General features: G+C 34.8%; 1 protein-coding gene. It reads left to right on the forward strand.

What is annotated here, in order from left to right; all coding sequences use genetic code 11:
* The first annotated feature begins 237 nt into the window (after positions 1 to 237).
* On the forward strand, positions 238 to 900 hold the full coding sequence (locus A9G36_RS02165) for a hypothetical protein (RefSeq protein ID WP_065585349.1): 663 nt from the start codon (positions 238 to 240) through the stop codon (positions 898 to 900).
* Positions 901 to 992: the final 92 nt, after the last annotated feature.

Below are 992 nucleotides of genomic sequence, written 5' to 3' on the forward strand. Positions count from 1 at the left end.
AGGAAGTCATTATTACAATATTAAGTCGGATGGTAGATTAAAATTGATCCGTGCGGAAAGTGGTAATTATCTTTTATAAAGTTATTTTAATTCATTAGATTACTGTTAAGTTTAAGATTTGCGGGGGTAAAAAAGTGTTTCCATACTTACTGTCATACCAATATACAGCTGATACGAGCCATAAGCCGAAGCAGTGACAGAATCGATTAACAAATTTTAACTAACAGGTAATAACTGATGAAAACACAAATCAAAAAAGTCTTAATATTAGGTAGTAGTTTACTGATGTTATCGTTACTGACAGGGTGCGATTTTACCGATTATAAAACGCGAATTCAAAGGGAAAACGATATTAATAACCCAACAGGAAATAAATCAGTTTGTTTAAGGGTCGGTAAGGTTTATGAAGATATGTATCCTTATACTATTCACTATGTTGAAGGCGAAATTGATCCGAAAGAGCCTTATGATAAAGTAAAGCAAAATAGAAGATTGAACTTGAAGCTATCCCTCTATGCTAAAGAGGGATTATTTACCGAAGAGCTGGTTGGTCATGACGGCGATAAGCCCCTGTACCGTTATAATTTAACGGATGAAGGTCGCAAATACGTAGATTGGTGGGGAGGCACTAACTTCTGCTTTGGTCGGGTTGTGGTTGAGAAAGTTACGGGAGTTGACGACCAATTACAAGGTCAGCGGGTGATCATTTTTACCTACCATTTAGAAAATGTGCCAAATTGGATAAAAAATAAGGATATTTATAGCTTATATAAAGGTTATGGCGGTTTAGAGAAAGCCGTATTGGGTGAAAGACCTGTTAAAGGTGCGCATAACTATAGTATTTCTTCTGATGGAAGATTAAGCTTAATAAGGGCTAGAAGTGGTAGTTATATTTTATAAAATTATTTTAATTCATTAGATTACTGTTAAGTTTAAGATTTGCGGGGTAAAAAAGTGTTTCCATACTTACTGTCATACCAATATACAGCTGA

Source organism: Gilliamella sp. Choc6-1 (assembly GCF_001690385.1).
Classification (GTDB): Bacteria; Pseudomonadota; Gammaproteobacteria; order Enterobacterales; family Orbaceae; genus Gilliamella; species Gilliamella apicola_A.

Excerpts from the sequence above, each read along its gene's own strand:
- A9G36_RS02165 (WP_065585349.1), top strand. The coding sequence starts at position 238 with ATGAAAACACAAATCAAAAAAGTCTTAATATTAGGTAGTAGTTTACTG.